Origin of the sequence: Kitasatospora putterlickiae (assembly GCF_039527695.1) — a bacterium.
GTDB classification, from domain to species: Bacteria; Actinomycetota; Actinomycetes; order Streptomycetales; family Streptomycetaceae; genus Kitasatospora; species Kitasatospora putterlickiae.
On the sequence record NZ_BAAAKJ010000445.1, the window covers coordinates 1 to 3,179 of the forward strand.

General features: G+C 75.7%; 2 protein-coding genes. One reads left to right on the forward strand and one right to left on the reverse strand.

The window, feature by feature from the left end:
* Positions 1 to 406, reverse strand: a 406-nt coding sequence (locus tag ABD308_RS36150; protein ID WP_344344412.1) for an EsaB/YukD family protein, incomplete at its 3' end; no start/stop codon positions are given.
* A 201-nt stretch (positions 407 to 607) separates the two neighbouring features.
* Here ABD308_RS36150 and eccCa point away from each other — a divergent pair.
* On the forward strand, positions 608 to 3,179 hold a 2,572-nt coding region (gene eccCa, locus ABD308_RS36155), incomplete at its 3' end, for a type VII secretion protein EccCa (protein WP_425554946.1).

The window sequence follows — 3,179 nt, forward strand, 5'->3', positions numbered from 1 at the left end:
CGCGGGCCGGGGGGGCGAGGGCGAGGACGAGGGCGAGGCGGGGGGTGGCGGCGGGCCGCCAGGAGTCGCCGCGGGCGGCGGTGCCGGTGCGCACGCCGTCGACCAGGTCGTCGAAGTGCACCTCGGGCAGCGCCTCGCGGCCCGGGCGCAGGAACAGTTCCTCGCCGTCGGTCAGCCCGAGCTCCTCCAGGGTCCGCTCCTCGTCGAGGGGCGCGGCCCCCAGCCGCTGGAGGACCCAGCCGGAGTGCTCGGTGCCGCTCTCCGCGACGTCCGGCCCGGCGTAGCCGAGGACGGCCGGCAGCAGGTCGGCGAGGACCACGTCGCCGGGCAGCGCGAGTTCGAAGGCGGTGCCGGGGGCGCGGAACCTCAGCCGTACCAGTCCTGTCGCCGCCGTGCTGGTGCTCACCTGTCGCGTCCTCCGTGGAATCGGCCTGCCGGTTCTCCCGTCACACAGGTACGGCCCGCACCCGGTGCGCGGTTCACCCGCCGCCGCGGGCGCGGTGAACCGCCGGGGTGCCGCGGGCCGTAGGCCCGAGTGCGGTGCGGCCCGAGCCGTCGGGCCCGCGGCGACCGGCGCCGGCGGCGGCGCCGCGAGAGGAGAGCCCCGTTGAGCGTGGTCCTGGTCGATCGTCCGCCCCGGCGCCCCGGGCCGGCGATGCCGGAGGGCGAGCTGCAGTTGCAGGAGCCGCCGGTGCTCCCGGAGCAGCAGAGCGGCATGTCCAACGTGATCGCCATGGCGCCGATGGCGCTGAGCTCGCTCTCGATGGTGATGATCTTCCTCAACCCGCAGTCCAACGGCGGGCCGCTGACGTACGTGGCGATGGGCATGATGGGCCTGTCCGCCGTCGGCATGCTGGTCACCCAGCTGATCCGCGGCGCCAGCGACCGCAAGCGCCAGCTGCGCGGCGAGCGCCGCGACTACCTGCGCTACCTCTCCCAGGTCCGCCGCCAGGTCCGCCGCCACATCGTCAACCAGCGGCTGGCGCTCGCCTGGCGCCACCCCGCGCCGGACTCGCTCGCCTCGCTGGTGCGCACCTCCCGGCTGTGGGAGCGGCGGGCGGCCCACCCGGACTTCGGCGACGTCCGGATCGCCACCGGCTCCCAGCGGCTGGCGGTCAAACTGGCCCCGCTGGCGACCCAGCCGGTGGAGGACCTGGAGCCGCTGTGCGCGCACGCGCTGCGCCGGTTCATCCACGCCTACGGCTCGATCGCCGACCAGCCGATCGCCGTCCACGTGCGCGGCTACGCCCACGTCCTGCTGCGCTGCGAGCACCCCGCGCCGGAGGCCGGCCCGGACGGCGACGGGGACCCGGTGCCTCCCCCGCCCGCCGCGGCCGAGCCCGCCGAGGCCGCCGACCCCGGCCCGGCCCGCGCGCTGGCCCGGGCGATGATCGCCCAGCTCGCCTTCTTCCACGCCCCGGACGAGCTGCGCGTCGCGGCCGCGGTCGCCCCCGAACTGCGCGAGGAGTGGGCCTGGCTGAAGTGGCTGCCGCACGCGCTGCATCCCACCGAGACGGACGGGGCCGGCCCGGTGCGGCTGGTCGCCGACTCCCTGCTGGAGCTGGAACAGCTGCTGGGCCCGGAGTTCGCCGACCGCCCGCCGTTCGAACCGGAGACCCAGCCCGGCCGGGACGAGCCGTTCACCCTGATCGTGCTGGACGGCGTGAAGCTGCCCGGCGGCAGCCGCGCCCTGCTGGCCGGCTACCGCAACGCCGTGCTGCTGGACGTCTCCGGGGCGGTGGAGTGGAAGCACGCGCCGTTCCGGCTGCGGCTGCGGATCACCGGCGAGCGGCTGGACCTGGTCGCCGCCGACCGCAACCGGCGCGACGAGGCCACCCCGCTCGGCCGCCCGGACGCGCTGAGCGTCCCGGGCGCCCGCCGCTACGCCACCGCGCTCGCCCCGTACCGGCTGGGCGACGCGATGGACGTCTCCGAACCGCTCAGCACCGACTTCGACCTCACCTCGCTGCTGGGCGTCAACGACCTGTACCAGCACGACATCGCCCGCAGCTGGGCCGAGCGCCCGCGCGGCCGGCGACTGCGGGTGCCGATCGGCGTCGGTGCGGACGGCAAGCCGGTGGAGCTCGACCTCAAGGAGTCGGCGCAGGGCGGCATGGGCCCGCACGGCATGCTGATCGGCGCCACCGGCTCCGGCAAGTCCGAGCTGCTGCGCACCCTGGTGCTCGCGCTCGCGCTCACCCACTCCTCGGAGACGCTCAACTTCGTCCTCGTCGACTTCAAGGGCGGCGCGACCTTCCTCGGCCTGGACCAGCTCCCGCACACCTCCGCGGTGATCACCAACCTCGCCGACGAGGCCGCCCTGGTCGACCGGATGCGCGACGCCCTGCACGGCGAGCTGAACCGCCGCCAGGAGCTGCTGCGCGCGGCCGGCAACTACAGCTCGCTGCTGGACTACGAGACGGCGCGGGCCGGCGGCGCGCAGCTCGACCCGCTGCCGACGCTCTTCGTCGTGGTCGACGAGTTCAGCGAACTGCTCTCCGCGCACCGCGACTTCATGGAGCTGTTCATCATGATCGGCCGGCTCGGCCGCTCGCTGGGCGTGCACCTGCTGCTCGCCTCCCAGCGGCTGGACGAGGGCCGGATGCACGCCCTGGAGTCCCACCTGTCGTACCGGATCGGTCTGCGCACCTTCTCCGCCATGGAGAGCCGCGGCGTGCTGGGCGTGCCCGACGCCTACCAGCTGCCCTCGCAGCCCGGCAACGGCATCCTGCGCAGCGACATCGCCACCCTCACCCGGTTCAAGGCCGCCTACGTCTCCGGGCCCTACCGGCGTCGGCGCGGCGCCGTCCAGCAGGCCGCCGTGGCGGGCCAGATCGTGGCCTACGGCACCGGGTACGTCGCGCCGCGCGACCCCGACCCCGAGGTGCTGGCCGCCGCCGAGGAGGCCCGGGAGGCGGCCGAGGAGAACGCCCCCAACCTGCTGGACCTGGCGGCCGAGCGGATGCTCGACGCCGGTCCGCCCGCCCACCGGGTCTGGCTGCCGCCGCTGGACGTCCCGCCCACCCTGGACGAGCTGCTGCCGCCGCTCACCCCCACCGCGCGGCACGGCCTGGCCCCCGACGGGCGCCCGGCGGTCGGCACGCTGACCGTCCCGGTCGGCGTGGTGGACCGCCCGTTCCAGCAGATGCGCGAACTGCTGACCGCCGACCTGTCGGCGG